This window comes from Mycetocola manganoxydans (genome assembly GCF_003667545.1).
In the GTDB taxonomy this organism is placed as follows: domain Bacteria; phylum Actinomycetota; class Actinomycetes; order Actinomycetales; family Microbacteriaceae; genus Mycetocola_A; species Mycetocola_A manganoxydans.
In genome coordinates this window covers 26,658-43,639 of record NZ_RCUV01000009.1, presented here as the reverse complement: position 1 = coordinate 43,639, position 16,982 = coordinate 26,658, and the positions used below count along the sequence as shown (strand labels likewise).

Sequence of the window (16,982 nt, the reverse complement as noted above, 5' to 3'; positions counted from 1 at the left end):
TTGGAGCACGTGCGTCCCGACGACTGCGGCGCCCGACCTCCCCATTGCCAGCAAAGGATGTCCCCTGTGTCAAAACCGGTCGTACTCATCGCCGAAGAACTCTCCCCAGCAACCGTCGACGCGCTTGGCCCTGACTTCGACATCCGCCAGGTGGACGGCACCGACCGGCCGGCGCTGCTCTCCTCGCTCGCCGATGCCCACGCGATCCTCGTTCGCTCCGCAACGCAGGTCGACGCCGAAGCGCTGGCCTCTGCGCCGCAGTTGAAGGTCATCGCGCGCGCCGGCGTCGGACTCGACAACGTCGACATCAAGGCAGCGACCGCCGCCGGTGTGATGGTCGTGAACGCCCCGACCTCGAACATCATCTCTGCTGCCGAACTGACCGTCGGACACATCCTGAGCCTCGCCCGCCACATCCCGCAGGCACACAACGCGCTCGCCCAGGGGCAGTGGAAGCGCTCGAAGTACACCGGTACCGAGCTGTACGAGAAGACCATCGGCATCATCGGGCTCGGGCGGATCGGTGCTCTCATCACGGCCCGTCTACAGGCGTTCGGCACGACCATCGTCGCCTACGACCCCTACGTCACGAGCGCACGGGCGCAGCAGCTCGGCGTCCAGCTCGTCACGCTCGATGAACTCCTCGAGCGCTCGGACTTTGTCACGATCCACATGCCGAAGACCCCGGAGACCACGGGCATGATCAACACCGAGCAGTTCGCCTTCATGAAGCCGACCGCATACATCGTCAACGTCGCCCGCGGTGGTCTCATCGACGAGGACGCGCTCCACGAGGCACTCGTCTCCGGCACGATCGCGGGTGCAGGCCTCGACGTGTTCGTTTCCGAGCCTCCGACCAACGACGCGCTTCTGGGTCTGCCCAACATCATCGTCACCCCTCACCTCGGCGCATCGACCGACGAAGCGCAGGAGAAGGCCGGCGTCTCCGTCGCCCGTTCCGTGCGTCTCGCCCTCGGCGGCGAACTGGTGCCGGACGCTGTCAACGTCGCCGGCGGCGTCATCGATCCCTACGTGCGCCCAGGCATCCCACTCGTCGAAAAGCTGGGCCAGGTCTTCGCCTCACTCGCGCACTCGCCGCTCACGAGCGTCGACGTCGAGGTGCACGGAGAGCTCAGCGACTACGACGTCAGCGTGCTCAAGCTCGCGGCGCTGAAAGGGATCTTCACGAACATCGTCAGTGAGACGGTCTCGTACGTCAACGCTCCGCTTCTTGCCGAGCAGCGTGGCATCGTCGTTCGACTCCTCACGGATGCCGAGAGCGAGGAATACCGGAACATCATCACCCTGCGCGGCGCGTTGAGCGACGGCTCGCAGATCTCGGTCTCCGGAACGCTCACCGGCACCAAGCAGATCGAGAAGCTCGTCGAGATCAACGGCTACGACGTCGAGGTGCCGATCGCGCAGCACCACATCGTCATGCTGTACACCGACCGCCCCGGAATCGTCGCCGTCTACGGCCGCCGCTTCGGTGAGGCAGGCATCAACATCGCCGGGATGCAGGTCGCCCGACGGGCGGCCGGTGGCCAGGCGCTGAGCGTGCTCACCGTCGACTCTCCGGTGCCAGACGCGATTCTCGACGCCGTGCGGTCTGACATCGACGCCTCCGTGCTGCGGGCCATCGAGGTAACCGAGCAGTAAGAGAGTGAAAACACAAGAAGGGCCACCGCGGTTGCGGTGGCCCTTCTGTCGTTCGGGTGGCGGACTACAGTCGTTCGTCGCGCTCCGAGGTGTTGACGCGCGCGCCAGTGGCGGGGTCGATGCCGCTCCTCGTCGTCGTGACGGAGCTGCGCTTCCGCGCGAGCAGAGCGATACCGATGATGACCACGACGACGCCGGCACCCATGAGGATGTAACCGACCAGGTCGAGGTCGATCCAGTCGACCGTGATGTTCAATGCAAACGTCAGGACCGCCCCGATCGCAAACAGGAAAATTCCCAAACCAATACTCATGGTGATAGCTCCCTTTCCGGTGCTGATGAGATCACCCTAGGGCCGGACGGGACCGCACGGCTAGGGATGCCGGTATCCCCGCGGCCGGGAACTCCCGTGTGCTATGGGCGCGAAGCTGCACCGAGACGGGCGATGACCTCGAGCAGGCGGTCCAGCCTTTCGTCTGTCGGATCGTTCGGTTCGGTCGCTCCCATGCCCATCAGTGCGGAGTTGTAATAGAGGCCGTCGCTGATGAGGACGATGGCCCGCGCCACTGTCGCATCGCCCACGACCTGCGTCACGACGTCGAGCCAGCGGTCATGGATGCTGGCGAGCGCGACTCCTGCCCGGGGATCGGCCGTCTGGGCAAGACGGGCTGCGGCGATGAGTGCCCGGTCGAAAGCCGTTCCTTCGTTGACCGAGGTGCGGATGATGTAGTCCACAACGCCTTCCGGCGCGGCGAGCATGATGTCGATGTCTTCTTCGGTCAGGTCCATCAAGCGGGCGATGAAGCCTTCGACAAGCGCGTCTTTGGACCCGAAGTGGTACAGCAATCCGCCTTTCGAGACGCCGGCGCGGGCGGCGACGGCGTCGAGAGTCGCGCCCCGTTCCCCCGATTCGATCAGGAGATCTTCATAGGCGGTGAGCACGCGGTCGCGCGCGGAGGCGGGACGAGGCATCCGGTTGTCTGAGCTCGATACTGGAGAGGTCACGTTGCTACTATACCGTCCAGTCGGTATAGTCAAAGCTTTCCCCACACCGGCAAGGACATCCCATGGCTACCCCTCTGCTCGACACCGGCTCGACACCGACATCCCTGCGTGTCGGCACGCGCGGCTGGGTCGCGCTCGCGGTGCTCATGCTTCCCGTGTTGCTGGTGTCCGTCGACAACACGGTGCTGAACTTCGCGCTGCCCGCGATCTCGGAGGCACTCACCCCCAGTGGCACGGCGCTGTTGTGGATGATCGACATCTACCCGCTCGTCCTCGCCGGACTGCTCGTCGCCATGGGAAGCCTCGGCGACCGGGTCGGACGGAAGAAGCTTTTGCTCATCGGTTCGGCAGGTTTCGGTGTCGTGTCGATCCTCGCAGCGTTCGCGCCGTCGATCGAGATGCTCATCGCGGCTCGCGCAGCGCTGGGGTTCTTCGGCGCCATGCTCATGCCGTCGACGCTCTCGCTCATCCGCAGCATCTTCCGCGACAGGGAGCAGCGGCGGCTCGCGATCGCGGTCTGGGCCAGCGGATTCGCCGCCGGGAGTGCCCTCGGACCGGTGATCGGCGGCATCCTGCTCGAAAGCCTGTGGTGGGGGTCGGTGTTCCTGATCGCCGTGCCGGTGCTGCTGCCCCTGTTCATCCTCGCGCCGGTCCTCGTTCCCGAATCCCGCGACCCGGCTCCGGGCAAGCTCGACATCGCGAGCATTGTCCTCTCACTCGTCACGATGCTGCCCATCGTTTACGGAATCAAGCACATGGCGACGGAAGGTTTGGACCTTCTTGGTGTCGTGGCCATCGTGACTGGGCTGACAGCGGGAACGCTCTTCGTTCGTCGGCAGAACCGACTCGAGACTCCCATGCTCGACATGGCGCTGTTCCGCATCCCGGCCTTCAGCGGCGCGATTCTCATCAACCTGCTGAGCGTGATCGCGCTGGTCGGCGGCCTCTTCTTCGTCTCCCAGCACCTGCAGCTCGTGCTCGGCCTCTCGCCGCTCACCGCGGGCCTCGTACTCGTTCCCGGCCTCGTGGTCATGATTCTGTCCGGACTTCTTGTTGTGCCCATCGCGGCTCGGGTACGCCCGTCGGTCGTCGTTCCGATCGCCCTGACGATCTCGGCCGTCGGCTATGCCGCCATCGCGGTGACCGGTGGCGCCGTCGATGCCATCGGGATCGCCATCTGCTTCCTTCTGCTCGGTCTCGGGATCGGCGCAGCGGAAACCGTCTCGAATGAACTGGTGCTTGCCAACGCTCCCGTCAACAAGGCGGGCGCTGCCTCCGCGGTGTCGGAGACCGCGTATGAACTGGGTGCCGTGCTCGGCACGGCCATCCTCGGCACGATCCTCACCGCCTCGTACCGAAACTCTGTGGTGCTGCCGGACGGGCTCGACGCCGCCCAGCAGAACGCCGCCGGCGAGACGCTCGGGGGAGCGGTGCACGTCGCGGGTGAGCTTCCTGCCGGTGCCGCCGAACAGCTCCTCAACTCGGCACGGCACGCCTTCGACAGCGGCGTCGGCCTGGCCGCATGGCTGGGCGTCGGACTCATGATCGCCGCTGCGATCCTCGCGCTCACCTCCCTTCGTCGCGTGCGCTGACGGATCCTCCGCGGCGATAGGCTGGACGGGTCGGAGAAGATCCCCAGGATGGAGCGTTCATGTCGCGTCAGGTCAAGCTAGCGGTCATCCCGGGTGATGGAATCGGACCCGAAGTGATCGCGGAGGCCGTCAAGGTCCTCTCCGCGGTGACCCGCGAAAGCGACGTCAGCTTCGACACGACGGAATTCTCGCTTGGGGCCACGCGCTACCTCGAGACCGGCGACGTGCTCACCGACGACGACCTCGACGCGATCCGGAGCCACGACGCGATCCTGCTCGGTGCCGTCGGCGGGACCCCAGGCGACCCTCGGCTGGCCAGTGCGAACATCGAACGCGGCCTGCTGCTCAAGCTCCGATTCTCGCTCGACCACTACGCGAACCTCCGTCCCACCCGGGTGTACCCCGGTGTGCCGAGCCCGCTCGCGAACCCGGGTGACGTGGACTTCCTCGTCGTCCGAGAGGGTACCGAGGGGCCGTACGTCGGAAACGGCGGCACGATCCGCCAGGGAACGCCGCAGGAGATCGCGAGCGAAGTGTCGGTGAACACCGCCTACGGGGTGGAACGCGTCGTCCGGTTTGCGTTCGAGAAGGCATCCACCCGACGGAACAAGCTCACCCTCGTGCACAAGACCAACGTCCTGACGTTCTCGGGCAAGCTCTGGAAGCGAACGATGGATGCCGTCGCCGCGGAGTACCCGGATGTCGCGGTGGACTACCTCCACGTCGACGCGGCGACCATCTTCCTCGTCACCGACCCTGCTAGATTTGACGTCATCGTCACGGACAACCTCTTCGGCGACATCCTCACCGACCTGGCCGGCGCAATCAGCGGGGGCATCGGTCTGGCGGCCTCGGGCAACATCAACCCGGACGGCACCTTCCCGAGCATGTTCGAACCGGTCCACGGATCGGCTCCTGACATCGCCGGGCAACAGGTGGCTGACCCGACCGCCGCCATCCTCTCCGTGGCCCTCCTGCTCGAGCACCTGGGCCTCGCCGCCGAAGCCGCGGCCGTCACGGCCGCAGTGACCGCTGACATCGCCGCCCGGACGGGCGAGAAGCGATCGACCTCCGCCGTCGGGGATGCGATCGTGGCCTCACTCGGCGCACACTAGATCTCAGCACCCAAAGGAACGCACATGACACTTGCAGCAGGAACCGGCACCGAGTCCTTCCCCCTCGCCTGGGAGCACCGTCCGTCAGAATCAGCCATCGCCGAGGCGCGCCGCGAGGAGATCCTTGCGAACCCCGGCTTCGGCAAGCACTTCACCGATCACATGGTCGCCATCGACTGGACGCTCGAGGACGGGTGGTATGACGCGCGTGTGCAGCCGTACGGTCCGCTGCTCCTCGACCCGGCGGCATCCGTTCTGCACTACGCGCAGGAGATCTTCGAGGGCCTCAAGGCCTACCGCCACGACGACGGGTCGGTCTGGACGTTCCGCCCGGAGAAAAATGCGGAGAGATTCCAGCGGTCGGCACGACGGCTCGCTCTGCCGGAGCTGAGCACAGACGACTTTCTCGAATCCCTCCGCCGTCTCGTCGCCGTCGACAATGACTGGGTGCCTTCGGGAGAAGACACAAGCCTGTACCTGCGTCCGTTCATGATCGCGAACGAGTCCTTCCTCGGCGTGCGCGCTGCCCAGAAGGTCGGCTACTACGTGATCGCGAGCCCGGCAGGGGCGTACTTCTCCGGGGGAGTGAAGCCCGTTTCCATCTGGCTGTCGACCACGTACACGCGAGCGGGCCGTGGCGGAACCGGAGCGGCGAAGTGCGGCGGCAACTACGCTGCTTCGCTGCTGCCGCAGCAGGAAGCCGCGGAGAACGGCTGCGCGCAGGTGCTCTTCCTCGATGCCGAGACCGGCACCCACATCGAAGAGCTCGGTGGCATGAACATCTTCTTTGTGCACAAGGACAACCGGGTGGTCACGCCCGAGCTGACGGGAAGCATCCTCGAGGGTGTCACCCGCGACAGCATCATCCAGCTCGTTCGCGATCGCGGATACGAGGTCGAAGAGCGCGCGGTCAGCGTCGAAGACTGGCGTGCCGGCGTCGAGTCCGGTGACATCACCGAGGTGTTTGCCTGCGGGACGGCCGCGGTGATCACGCCGATCGCGGAGCTGAAGACATCAGAATTCTCGATCGGGTCAGCAGACGCAGAGGCGGGCGAGCTCACGATGTCGATCCGCGAGGAACTCACCGACATTCAGTACGGTCGCCGCGACGACCGCCACAACTGGCTCTACCGGCTCGACGCCTGAGCATCGACGCTGGTTCCCGGCTAGGCTCTACTCGTGAAAATTGCGCGATTCAGCCATGACGGTGCCATCAACTTCGGAATCATCGACGAGACCGACCTGGTGGTGCTCGCCGCCGACCCCATGTTCGGCGGCTTCGAGACCACCGGTGAGCGGGTTCCGATCGCCGACGCCGTTCTTCTCGCTCCCGTGATCCCTCGGTCCAAGGTCGTGTGTGTCGGCAAGAATTACGCCGACCACGCCAAGGAAATGGGTGGCGAGGCCCCCGCAGAGCCGCTCCTGTTCCTCAAGCCGAACACCTCCGTGATCGGACCGAACGACCGCATCGTGCTTCCGAGCCTCTCGGACAGGATCGAACACGAGGGTGAACTCGCCGTCGTCATCGGATCCGTGGCACGGAATGTGCGCGCCGAGGACGCTGCAAGCGTCATCTTCGGGCACACGATCGGCAACGACGTGACCGCCCGCGACCTTCAGAAGAAGGACGGCCAGTGGACCCGCGCAAAGGGCTTCGACACCTTCTGCCCGCTCGGCCCGGTGATCGAGACCGAGTTCTCGCTCGACGGAGCCACGATTGAAACCCGGGTCAACGGTGACGTGCGCCAGCAGGCACCACTGTCAGACATGATCCACTCGGTCGCGGAGATCATCGCATACGCCTCGGCGGTCTTCACGCTTCTTCCCGGCGACGTGATCCTCACAGGGACACCGGCCGGAGTGGGCCCGATCGTCTCCGGCGACACCGTCGAGGTCGCCGTCACTGGCCTCGGTGTCCTCCGCAACACAGCGGCCTGACCTGAGATGAGCAACACAGCGACCGGAGACGCCCGGATCGCTGCGCTCCAGCGGCGAAGCGTCTGGTTTCTCTCCGCCGGCCAGGTTCTCGGTGGTTTCGCCATCGGTGCGACCCTGTCGCTCGGTGCCCTGCTTGCCGCCGATGTGTCCGGATCCGACGCCTGGTCCGGCATGGCCGCGACGATGTCGACGCTCGGAGCGGCGATCACGGCGATCCCGCTCGCCAGGGTCGCCGTCAGACATGGTCGGCGCGTCGCGCTGAGCGTCGGTGCCCTGGTGTCCGCGTCGGGTGCCATGCTCACCGTCGTGGCGGCATCCGTTCGCAGCTTTCCGCTGCTCCTCGTCGCGCTCGCCCTGATCGGCACCGGCTCGGCCGTCGGGCTTCAGGCCCGATTCGCTGCGACCGACCTCGCCACCGACCGCACGCGCGGCAGGGACCTGTCCATCGTTGTCTGGGCCACAACCCTCGGTGCCGTCGCCGGACCGAATCTGCTCGAACCCGGCGACGCGGTGGGCCGGATCTTCGGCCTCGTCCCGCTCACAGGGCCGTTTCTGTTCGGGATCACCGCCCAGGTACTCGCCGCGACGGTGTACCTCGTCGCGCTTCGCCCTGATCCTCTCCTCACGGCTCGAGCCCTCGGAGCCGAGACGGATACCATGTCGCGGCCGGCACCGACGGCATCCGAATCGCGCTCGAGGGAACGATTCGCAATCCTCACCGTTGCGCTCAGCCACGCGACGATGGTGTCCGTGATGTCGATGACGCCGGTGCATCTTCAGCACCATGGCGCCAGCCTGACCATCATCGGACTCACGATCAGCCTCCACGTCGCCGGGATGTTCGCGCTCTCGCCCGTGTTCGGGATGCTCGCGGACCGACTCGGTCGCATGCCCGTCATCCTCCTCGGGCAGGGGCTGTTCCTCGCGTCGCTCGCTACTCTCGCGATCGGTGCCGAGACCTCATCGGCCGTGACAGCGGGACTCGTGCTGCTCGGCCTCGGCTGGAGCGCGTCGACGGTGGCTGGTTCAGCGCTCGTGACCGAGTCGACCGCAGCGCTCCGCCGGCCTCGGGTGCAGGGCATCACCGACACCTTGATGAATCTATCCGGCGCCGCAGGGGGAGCGCTGGCCGGGCCGACGCTGGCCCTGCTCGGCTTCGACGGGCTTTCGCTGGTCGCGAGCGCCCTCGTCGCCGCCGTTCTCGTCGCGGCGATTCTTGTCGCCCGCAGGCCCGCGCCCGCGTTCAGGCTCAGCGACTAGGATTGCGGGTGATGTCAAGCGATAATTCTCCCCTCTTCTCAACGGCTTCCGGCACCGACGTTCGCGTCCGATTCTGCCCGTCGCCGACCGGCACGCCTCACGTCGGGCTCATCCGAACCGCCCTGTTCAACTGGGCATACGCGCGGCACACGGGCGGCAAGCTCGTGTTCCGGATCGAAGACACGGATGCCGCCCGTGACAGCGAGGAGAGCTACGAGCTCATTCTCGAGGCGCTCCGCTGGCTGAAGCTCGACTGGGACGAGGGTGAAGGCGCCGGGGGAGACCACGGCCCGTACCGACAGTCGCAGCGCGCCGACGTGTACCGCGACGTCATCGAGAAGCTCACCGCCGCCGGCCACGTGTACGAGAGCTACTCGAACGCTGAAGAGATCGACGAGCGCAACGCCGCCGCAGGCCGCCCCAAGCAGTTCGGATACGACAACTTCGACCGCGACCTCACCGACGAGCAGCGCGCCGCTTTCCGTGCTGAGGGTCGTCTGCCAGCCCTCCGGCTGCGGGTGCCTGACACCGACCTCAGCTTCGACGACCTCGTCCGTGGTGAGATCACGTTCCCCGCCGGCTCGTTCACCGACTTCGTCGTTGTCCGCCCCAACGGCCACCCGCTCTACCCGTTCGTGAACCCCGTCGACGATGCGCTCATGGGAATCACCCACGTGCTTCGCGGCGAGGATCTGCTCCCATCGACTCCCAGGCAGATCGCGCTGTACCACGCTCTCGTCGACATCGGGCTGACGACGTTCATCCCGCGCTTCGGTCACCTCCCGTACGTCATGGGTGACGGCAACAAGAAGCTCTCGAAGCGCGACCCCGAGTCGAACCTGTTCCACCACCGCGACCGCGGCTTCATCCCCGAGGGGCTCGTCAACTACCTCGCGCTGCTCGGCTGGGGACTCTCCGCCGACCGCGACGTCTTCTCGCTTGACGAGATGGTCGCCGCGTTCGACGTCGTCAACGTCAACCCGAGCCCCGCCCGCTTCGATCTCAAGAAGGCTGAGTCGATCAACGGGGACCACATCCGCCTGCTCGACGTCGCCGACTTCGCGGAGCGCACCATTCCGTATCTCGTGCGTGAGGGCATCCTCACCGAGCCGCTCAGCGACGAGCAGCGTGCCATTCTCAGCAAGGCGGCGCCGCTCGTACAGGAGCGCATCGGTCTCCTCGGTGAGGCACCGGGAATGCTCGGGTTCCTCTTCACGGATGCCGCCGGCATCGACTTCCAGGACGACGCATTGAAGAGCCTCCCGCAGAACGCCGGCGATGTCCTCACGGCGTCGGTTTCGGCCCTCACCGGTGTCTCCGAGGCCGAGTGGACCACCGAGAACCTGCAGGCGACGCTTGCCGGCGCGCTCATCGAGGGCCTCGGTCTCAAGCCGCGGATCGCCTACGGTCCGTTGCGGGTCGCCGTCTCCGGCCGTCGGGTATCACCGCCCCTGTTCGAATCCATGGAGATCCTCGGCAAGGCCGACACCCTCGCCCGGCTCAACCGGCTCTCGGCTCACCTGTCAGCATGACCGGCGGGCTCGATGTCGATGTCGTCGTGGTCGGCGGGGGACCGGCGGGCCTGTCAGCCGCGCTGAACCTCGTCCGGGCGCGGCAGCGCGTGCTCGTGCTCGACGGCAACCGGCCCCGCAACGCGGCGACACTGCACTCGCACGGGTTCCTCACCCGGGACGGCATCTCTCCGCTTGAGCTGCGCAAGCTCGGCCGGGAAGAGGTCGCCCAGTACGACGATGCCGAGGTGCAGTTCGCACTCGTCGACGGTGTGACGGCGATCGACGGAGGCTTCCGTGTCACGGCGACCGGCGTCCGGGGCGCTCCCGACCAGGACGTCACCGCCACGAGGGTGCTCATCGCCGCCGGGCTCCGCGAGACGCTTCCGGCGATCGGAAACCTGCGCGCCTTCTACGGCACCGCGCTGCACAGCTGCTACGAGTGCGACGGCTACGAAAAAGCGGGGGAGGCCCTCGCCGTTGTCGGTGAGTCAGACGACCTCGCCGAGCGTGCCATGCACGCGTCCGTATGGAGCGAGGACATCATCGTCTTCACCAACGGAGTCGGTGAGGTTTCCGAATCCGATGAGCGGATGCTGGCGAGTTCCGGCATCCGGGTCGAGCGTCGCGTCGTGTCGGAGTTCGTCGGTGAACGCGCACAACTCACCGGGCTGAAACTCGCTGACGGCGAGGTCATCGCGCGAACGGGCGGCTTCGTGCGCCCGCTCTGGAGCGGCGCACTCGGCTTTCTCGATGGGCTGGGAGCAGAGACAGACAACTTGGGTTTGCTCGTCGTCGATGCGCACGGTCGCACGTCGGTGCCAGGGCTATATGCCGCGGGAGACATAACCCCGCCGGGCCCGGAGCAGCTCATTGTCGCGGCGGGCACGGGGGCACAGGTGTCGGCAACCATCGTGCGCGACATGGTGTCCGCGAGGGTTCCCTCAATTTGAGAGTGAGCCAGCGGTAGGGTACTGTTGACAACCGGCCCAAGCAATGCTTTAGGCCATTGGGGTATGGTGTAATTGGCAACACGGATGATTCTGGTTCATTTGTTCTTGGTTCGAGTCCAGGTACCCCAGCAGTAAAAACCCTCGCTTCGGCGGGGGTTTTGTTGTTACATACTCCGACGTTCGCACGGTATCGTCTCGGTGCTGCCCTGACCAAGGACTCCTCGCAACCGCGGTCTCGCGAGATCCTTGGTAGGAGATCATTTCACGAGGGAGTTAAAGGTCCGCGGCCGCCGAACGTGTAGTGCGCGGGCGCCGATCCCGCACAAGACAGCGTCCCAACCGACTCGGCTGGGACGCTCCCGGTGAAGAGAATCGCGACTAGCGCCCGTCGCCTGACTCGCGCACTGGTTCCTTCAGAGCGCTGCCGATGGCTCCCCAGAGCGTGAGCAGGAGTCGATTGCTGCAGTAATGAGTTCATCAGGAATAGGGTCAGCAGGAAAGTCACGCCGAGGATCGCGAAGAAATTTGCGACGGAGACGAGACCGCCGACACTGACGCCGGCGGCCTTGAACAGGCTCAGCGGAATGAGCGGGTTCTTCACCCGGCTTTCGACGATGACGAAGAGGGCAAGTATGAGGACAGCGGCTGCAAAGGTCCCGATCGTTGCGGCGCTTTCCCAGCCCCAGCTTGGAGCCTGCACCACGTCGGCCGGTGACGAGAGGGCCGCCCGCGATGGAGACGGATGAAACGCCGCCCCAGGCTCCCACTGCCATCCCGAACTCTTCACGGGGGAACGTTGACCGGAGAAGGGCGACCGTCTGGGGCATCACCATGGCGGCTGCGACACCCTGGAGAGCCCGGAAGACGAGCACGCCTTCGATGCTGGGCCGGTGATTACGCCGCGGACTTGCCTTTCCTGCAGGCTGGGCTATGGTGAGGCCATGAGCGAGATCGCGGAGTTGGTAGTCCCTGAAGGACGCTCCTCGATCACGCCCAGTGGAGTTTCGTCAGCAGGGTACCGAGCGCATCTTCGGGTTCGCAGCATGTCGGGCCGGCAGGGCTCCAGCGGGTAACGATCCGCACACTGGATCAGTAGGAGCGCGCCGCACATGCGGCGCGTTTTTTAGTTCTTTCAAGGAGTTCACAATGAACACTCAACCCATTGCCTCGGTGGCCCCCAACACCACGAACGACGCCTTGCGTCGCACGCTTCTGCAGGAGCTGGCTGAACGGGAGACGCTTATCCACGAACTCGCCGACCGTGCCGCTCCCCACATCGATCCCGTCGCCTGGTCCACCAGCGCGACCGCGAAGGCAGTGGCCGAGCAGATCCAGAGCGCTCTGAGGCGTCTGGATGCCGGCACCTACGGATTGTGTGGAAAGTGCGGAAACGCGATTCCGGCCGGTCGCCTCGACGCTGTGCCTTTCGCAGCGTCCTGTCTCGGCTGCCAGGACGCGGCTGACAGGTTTTAGGAGGCTTTCGCAGCCGGGAGAAAGAGAGTGCGTCATGGTGATCGAATCACGAACCGCGTACCGGATGCCCGGCTGGCGAGACGTCGACACGGAAGACCGGGGGCGGAAACCGCCCAGCATCCTTCTGCTGGGTGACCCCCTTCCGTGTCTTAGCGCGATGCAGGATCTCCCTGGTGTCGACGTTGGGGGAGAACTGAGGACGGCGGACGCAAGGTTCCGCGCCGTCGTCATCGGCGTCGAACTGTCGGAACCTGCCGATGCCGTGCGCGTGAAAGGCGATCTCCAGGCCCGCACGGTCGAGTGCGTGATGCTCGTTCAACAACAGCCGACTCTGCAGCACATCATTCTCGTTGTCGGCTCGCCGGATCAAGGCCGAACGTCCAACAATTCGCGCGACACTCTCCTGGCAGCGTGCGAAACCGCAAGCGAGGCAATCCAGGCCGAAGTGGAACAACGCGTCGGGACCTACGTCATCGTGACGATCATCCTGGCTGGGCGGTGCAACGATCCCGGACTCCTCGCCCGACGGCTGGTCGATCGCGCAATCCAAACAAGCGCCGCGGATGCCTCGTCCGTCGTTCTGTGGGATGAGATCCGAGTCGACAGCATTGGCGATGTGGGGCTGAACCAGTACATTTAGCGCCACCCTCGTGCCGGGGACGCTGGCACGGTCTAAAGCCGGAACGGAGTTGCAAACCGATGGTCGTTCAGAGCGCGGGCATTTTGCTCTATCGCCTGACGGATGCCGGGGAACCCGAGGTGTGGATCGCCCACATGGGCGGTCCGTTCTGGGCCCGCAAGCAGGACGCGGCCTGGTCCATCCCGAAAGGGGAGTACGAGCCTGGGTCGGATCCGTTCGTCGCGGCACAGCGGGAATTCGAAGAAGAGATCGGTGTGCCGACGCCGAACGTGGAATACGCTAACCTGGGGGAATTCAGGCAGCCCTCCGGGAAGGTGGTGACGGTGTTCGCTGCGGAAACCGAGTTCGCTATTGATCGGCTGGCGAGCAACACGTTCACGCTTGAGTGGCCGAAGGGCTCAGGCGTGATGCGGGAGTTTCCCGAAGTGGACGACGCGCGCTGGGTGGGACTGGCAGACGCGCGGGTGAAGCTGGTGCGTGGCCAGCTTGTCGTGCTGGATGCCCTGATGGACAGCCTGCGAGCCCGGGGAGTGTTGTCCGGCTAGCCAGGGAGTTCGTCGACCAGCTCTCGGGTGAGTGAGACGCGACTGCCTCAGGAGCCCTGGGCGTTCGTTTCGGCGATGGACTTGCGAACCTCGTCCATGTCGAGCCCCTTCACCGCCGCGATCACCTGGTCAAGCTGCGGCGGAGCCAGCGCGCCCGGCTGGGAGAACACGAGGATCTGGTCTCGGAAGACCATCAGGGTCGGTATGGACGTGATTCCGGCGGCCGCGGACAGTTCCTGCTCAGCCTCGGTGTCGACCTTGCCGAAGACGATGTCGGGGTGGGCTTCGGATGCCGCCTGGAACGTCGGCGCGAACGCCCGGCACGGTCCGCACCACGCGGCCCAGAAGTCGACGAAGAGGATGTCGTTGTCTTCGACAGCGGAGTTGAACGAGGTAGACGTGAGGTCGATGGTGGTCATCGGATTCCTTTCGGCTGTTGCCGTTGCGGTCGCACGAACGCTCAGGCGAGCGTGAGGAAAAGCTTTTCAAGCTCTTCCACGGTGAGTGGGTCGCTCGCGTCATCCGGCGAGCTGATGCAGTCCCGCATCGCCGACGAGACGATTGTGAAGCCGGCGCGGTCGAGCGCCTTCGAAACGGCGGCGAGCTGGGTGACGACGTCGCGACACTCGGCACCTGATTCGACGGCGGTGATCACCGAGGTTAGCTGCCCCTGGGCGCGGCGCAGCCGGTTGAGGATTTTCTTCTGGCTGTCAGCGGCGGACTCGGTGGGCGCTTCGGCTGGTGTCGACATGTCGGGGGTCCTTAAGCGTAGGTCTGAGCGGGGGAAGTGTCGGCGAAGTTGCCTGTCGCGGCGGTCCCGGCGAGCCAGGTTCGGTATCCACCATCGAGATTACGCACGTGGCGGCCCAATTGGGTGAGAAGTCGCGCTGCGGTGTGACCGCGCTGCCCGACCTGGCAGTGAACGACGAGGGGCGTGTCCGGCAGTTCGGCGATTCGCGCCCGGATGTCGTCGAGCGGCAGGTTGATCGCGCCTGGAATGGCGCCGCGCGCGAATTCGTCGGCTGAGCGGACGTCGACGAGGGTCGCACCGGAGGTGGTCGCGTCGTCGAGCTCGTGCCACTGGATGCTCCGGGTCGCACCGGTCGCGAGGTTGTCGGCGACGTATCCGGCCATGTTCACGGCATCCTTCGCTGATCCGAACTGCGGCGCATAGGCGAGCTCGAGTCGCGACAACTGTGATGCGGTCAGGCCGCCTGCCATGGCGGTGGCGATGACGTCGATCCGCTTGTCGACGCCTGCTCCACCGACGATCTGGGCGCCCAGGATGGCGTCCGTTTGTGAATCGATGAGCAGCTTCATCGACATCTGCTCAGCGCCAGGGTAGTAGCCGGCGTGTGAAGACGGATGTGTGTGGACGACCCGGTGCGGACGACCTGAGGCCGCGAGACGGGTCTCGCTCCAGCCGACCATGGCGATGGTGAGCCCGAACAGACCGACGATCGCTGTACCCAGCGCCGGGACGCTGGGGTCAGCGACTCCGGCGATGGCGTCCGCGGCGGTTCTGCCGTGTCTGTTGGCGAGTCCCGCCATGGTGACGAGCGTTGCGGCCGCGTCGATGGCATCCGTCTTCTCGACCGCGTCGCCGACCGCATAGATTGACGGATCGTTCGTGCGCTGGTACTCGTCGACGGTGATACCGCCGGTCGCCCCGATCGTGAGGCCTGCTGAGCGCGCGAGGTCCGTGTCGGGGCGGACGCCTCGGGCTTCAACGATGAGGTCGGTCTCAATGACAGACCCGTCGTCGAGGTGTACCCGGCCGTCGCGCACGTCGGCGACCGTGCTGTTGACGCGTACATCGACGCCGTGGAGGAGCAGGGTGTCGAGAACAGCGCCGGCCATCTCAGGGTCGAGAGGGGAGAGGGGCCGAGGGCCTCGTTGCACGAGCGTGACCGCCACGCCGCGGGTGACGAGGTTCTCGATGGCTTCGAGGCCGATGAACCCGGCTCCGACGACGACTGCCCTGGCACCGATTCCTACGCTGTCGAGCACGGAGGTGATCGCGTCGACGTCATCGACGGTTCGGAGGCTGCGTACCGGAATGCCGTGGCCGGGAAGAGCCTGCCCTGCGGTCGCTCCGGCGGCGAGGATCAGAACGTCATAGCCTTCGGTGGCCGTGGTGCCATCGAGGACGTCGGTCACCTGTACGGTCTTTGCGGCCCGATCGATCCGGACGACTTCCTGGTTGACGCGCACATCGAGGCGGAAGCGAGCGGAGAGCGAGTCGGGTGTCTGCAGCAGCAGGCTGTTGCGGTCCTCAATGACCCCGCCGACGTAGTACGGCAGGCCGCAGTTCGCGAAGGAGACGTATGGGCCTCGCTCGAAGACGACGATCTCGGCTGTCTCATCGAGCCGACGGAGGCGTGTTGCCGCCGACATTCCGCCGGCGACACCACCGATGATGATGATTTTCATGTCGCTCGTTTCCCGGTCCCGACCCTCAGCGGGAGAACAGTCGAGAAAAGAACCCACCCGTGCGTGGTTCGCTGGCATGACCTTGGCAGCGATCGGTGCGAGGAACCCCGCGCATCACGTCATCGACATGCTGGCCGCAGCCCGCCCACGTCGTTTTCCCACAGGTTTTACAGCTCACGGCACGGCACATCGGGTTTGGTTCTCCTATCGAGGGTATACCCCGGGGGGTATCTGATGCTTCCATCGTAGGATACCCCGGGGGGTATAGCAAACCAGCGAGGACCGGGGGCTGAGCCGCGGTGCGGTGCGGTGCGGTGCGGTGCGGTGCGGAGGGTGGGTCACTGATGAAGAGCCGTGGGTATAGTCGGGTCATGGCTCGAACAATCGCTACTGCTACGTCCGTGAACCGTGAAGAGGTTCTCGATTTCGTCCGCCCGCGACACCGGATGCTCCTCGCCACCACGCGCGCGGACGGCCGGCCGCAGATGTCCCCGGTGACCGGGGGAGTCGACGCCGAAGGGCGTATCGTCATTTCCACGTATCCGACACGAAGCAAAACGCGAAATGTCGCGAGGAATCAGCACACCTCCGTCGTAATCTTCTCGGACGACTGGGACGGTCCGTGGGTGCAGGTGGATGGCGACGCCGAGGTTCTGCACATGCCCGAAGCCGCTGACGGACTGGTCGACTACTTTCGGTGCATCGCTGGCGAACACCCGGATTGGAATGAGTACCGCGAGGCCATGGCCGTTCAGGACAAGTCACTGATTCGGATCACTCCGACTCGCTGGGGCCCGATCGCAACGGGTGGCTTCCCGCCCGAGGTCGCTTCGCGTCTCGACGCGCAGTAGCGCGTAT

19 protein-coding genes and 1 tRNA gene are annotated in these 16,982 nt (G+C 65.6%); 13 read left to right on the top strand and 7 right to left on the bottom strand.

Features of this window, described 5'->3' with window-relative positions:
* Positions 1–66 precede the first annotated feature (66 nt).
* Positions 67–1,659: a phosphoglycerate dehydrogenase gene (gene serA / locus D9V29_RS09470; RefSeq protein ID WP_121673085.1), complete on the top strand. Its 1,593-nt coding sequence runs from the start codon at positions 67–69 to the stop codon at positions 1,657–1,659.
* A 64-nt stretch (positions 1,660–1,723) separates the two neighbouring features.
* On the opposite strand, the gene D9V29_RS09465 is transcribed toward serA, so the two are convergent.
* Together D9V29_RS09465 and D9V29_RS09460 are read right to left on the bottom strand one after the other, a co-directional pair.
* The gene (locus tag D9V29_RS09465) at positions 1,724–1,972 is read right to left on the bottom strand and encodes a DUF6458 family protein (protein WP_121673084.1); all 249 of its coding nucleotides are present in this window, start codon (positions 1,970–1,972) and stop codon (positions 1,724–1,726) included.
* Positions 1,973–2,073: 101 nt separating this feature from the next.
* A complete protein-coding gene (locus tag D9V29_RS09460) occupies positions 2,074–2,664 on the bottom strand; it encodes a TetR/AcrR family transcriptional regulator (protein WP_229790512.1) in 591 nt (196 codons plus the stop codon).
* Positions 2,665–2,726: 62 nt separating this feature from the next.
* On the opposite strand from D9V29_RS09460, the gene D9V29_RS09455 reads away from it, so the two are divergent.
* The 8 genes from D9V29_RS09455 to D9V29_RS09420 all read left to right on the top strand — a co-directional run bounded on the left by D9V29_RS09455 (position 2,727) and on the right by D9V29_RS09420 (position 11,162).
* Positions 2,727–4,256: an MFS transporter gene (locus D9V29_RS09455; protein ID WP_121673082.1), complete on the top strand. Its 1,530-nt coding sequence runs from the start codon at positions 2,727–2,729 to the stop codon at positions 4,254–4,256.
* Between the two features lie 59 nt (positions 4,257–4,315).
* Positions 4,316–5,371 (top strand): 3-isopropylmalate dehydrogenase, encoded by a 1,056-nt coding sequence (locus D9V29_RS09450; RefSeq protein WP_121673081.1) that lies wholly within the window; start codon positions 4,316–4,318, stop codon positions 5,369–5,371.
* 24 nt (positions 5,372–5,395) lie between these two features.
* On the top strand, positions 5,396–6,517 hold the full coding sequence (locus D9V29_RS09445) for a branched-chain amino acid aminotransferase (protein WP_121673080.1): 1,122 nt from the start codon (positions 5,396–5,398) through the stop codon (positions 6,515–6,517).
* A 33-nt stretch (positions 6,518–6,550) separates the two neighbouring features.
* Complete coding sequence (locus D9V29_RS09440) at positions 6,551–7,309, top strand: fumarylacetoacetate hydrolase family protein (RefSeq protein WP_121673079.1); 759 nt, start codon at positions 6,551–6,553, stop codon at positions 7,307–7,309.
* A gap of 6 nt (positions 7,310–7,315) precedes the next feature.
* Positions 7,316–8,569 (top strand): MFS transporter, encoded by a 1,254-nt coding sequence (locus D9V29_RS09435; RefSeq protein ID WP_121673078.1) that lies wholly within the window; start codon positions 7,316–7,318, stop codon positions 8,567–8,569.
* 11 nt (positions 8,570–8,580) lie between these two features.
* Positions 8,581–10,101, top strand: coding sequence for a glutamate--tRNA ligase (gltX, locus tag D9V29_RS09430; RefSeq protein WP_121673077.1), 1,521 nt, complete (start codon positions 8,581–8,583; stop codon positions 10,099–10,101).
* The gene (locus D9V29_RS09425) at positions 10,098–11,033 is read left to right on the top strand and encodes an NAD(P)/FAD-dependent oxidoreductase (protein WP_121673076.1); all 936 of its coding nucleotides are present in this window, start codon (positions 10,098–10,100) and stop codon (positions 11,031–11,033) included. The genes gltX and D9V29_RS09425 overlap by 4 nt, the downstream gene beginning before the upstream one ends.
* Before the next feature lie 57 nt (positions 11,034–11,090).
* Positions 11,091–11,162 (top strand) — tRNA-Gln (locus D9V29_RS09420).
* 284 nt (positions 11,163–11,446) lie between these two features.
* Here D9V29_RS09420 and D9V29_RS09415 read toward each other — a convergent pair.
* Positions 11,447–11,860, bottom strand: a complete 414-nt coding sequence (locus D9V29_RS09415) for a hypothetical protein (protein WP_375154068.1) — start codon at positions 11,858–11,860, stop codon at positions 11,447–11,449.
* Between the two features lie 319 nt (positions 11,861–12,179).
* Between D9V29_RS09415 and D9V29_RS09410 the strand changes: the two genes are divergently transcribed.
* From D9V29_RS09410 to D9V29_RS09400, 3 genes are read left to right on the top strand one after another with little or no spacing between them, the layout of a single operon-like run.
* Complete coding sequence (locus D9V29_RS09410) at positions 12,180–12,506, top strand: TraR/DksA family transcriptional regulator (protein WP_121673074.1); 327 nt, start codon at positions 12,180–12,182, stop codon at positions 12,504–12,506.
* A gap of 34 nt (positions 12,507–12,540) precedes the next feature.
* Positions 12,541–13,146, top strand: coding sequence for a hypothetical protein (locus tag D9V29_RS09405; RefSeq protein WP_121673073.1), 606 nt, complete (start codon positions 12,541–12,543; stop codon positions 13,144–13,146).
* Between the two features lie 59 nt (positions 13,147–13,205).
* Complete coding sequence (locus D9V29_RS09400) at positions 13,206–13,691, top strand: NUDIX hydrolase (RefSeq protein ID WP_121673072.1); 486 nt, start codon at positions 13,206–13,208, stop codon at positions 13,689–13,691.
* Positions 13,692–13,738: 47 nt separating this feature from the next.
* Here D9V29_RS09400 and D9V29_RS09395 read toward each other — a convergent pair whose 3' ends face one another.
* The 4 genes from D9V29_RS09395 to D9V29_RS15280 are packed head-to-tail and all read right to left on the bottom strand — an operon-like array spanning position 13,739 to position 16,314.
* Positions 13,739–14,110: a thioredoxin family protein gene (locus tag D9V29_RS09395; RefSeq protein WP_121673071.1), complete on the bottom strand. Its 372-nt coding sequence runs from the start codon at positions 14,108–14,110 to the stop codon at positions 13,739–13,741.
* Positions 14,111–14,151: 41 nt separating this feature from the next.
* Entirely contained in the window at positions 14,152–14,442 is a 291-nt protein-coding gene (locus D9V29_RS09390; protein WP_121673070.1) for a metal-sensitive transcriptional regulator, read from the bottom strand.
* Positions 14,443–14,453: 11 nt separating this feature from the next.
* The gene (locus D9V29_RS09385) at positions 14,454–16,124 is read right to left on the bottom strand and encodes an FAD-dependent oxidoreductase (RefSeq protein WP_121673069.1); all 1,671 of its coding nucleotides are present in this window, start codon (positions 16,122–16,124) and stop codon (positions 14,454–14,456) included.
* Between the two features lie 25 nt (positions 16,125–16,149).
* Positions 16,150–16,314: a DUF8730 family Cys-rich protein gene (locus tag D9V29_RS15280; protein ID WP_505816943.1), complete on the bottom strand. Its 165-nt coding sequence runs from the start codon at positions 16,312–16,314 to the stop codon at positions 16,150–16,152.
* A 181-nt stretch (positions 16,315–16,495) separates the two neighbouring features.
* Between D9V29_RS15280 and D9V29_RS09380 the strand changes: the two genes are divergently transcribed.
* Positions 16,496–16,975 (top strand): PPOX class F420-dependent oxidoreductase, encoded by a 480-nt coding sequence (locus D9V29_RS09380; RefSeq protein WP_121673068.1) that lies wholly within the window; start codon positions 16,496–16,498, stop codon positions 16,973–16,975.
* Positions 16,976–16,982: the final 7 nt, after the last annotated feature.